At 47.0% G+C, this 398-nt stretch carries 1 protein-coding gene; it reads left to right on the forward strand.

Translation table 11 applies throughout. The features are described 5' to 3' along the window. A partial coding sequence (locus tag A3750_RS04085; protein ID WP_197474872.1) for a sterol desaturase family protein occupies window positions 1–398 on the forward strand: 398 nt, incomplete at both ends.

The following is a 398-nucleotide window of genomic DNA, read 5'->3' on the forward strand; positions in this document are numbered from 1 at the left end:
TTAGTGTTCACGCTGCTTGTATTGGCCTGGCCCTTAGCTCGTCTAACTGGCATTCACGCAGGCGAAGTGCCTCACTGGACAACCTTCGTCTGGCAAATTGCTTTTTTTATCGTCTTGGATGATTTTCTGTACTACTGGATGCATCGAACGATGCATGAAAATAAGTGGCTGCTAAAGAATGTGCATTCTGTACATCATCAGGTTAGAACACCTTATGCATTGGCTGGTAACTACTTTCACTGGGTTGAGCTAGCATTAACTGCCGGCATTGCACTGATTGGCCCAATACTGCTCTCAAGCCATATTTATGTGGTGTACGCGTGGTTCATATGGCGACAGATGGAAGCGGTTGACGGACATCTAGGCTACAGCTTTAAGTGGAACCCGATGCGGCTAGT

It is taken from the genome of Oleiphilus sp. HI0079 (assembly GCF_001635105.1).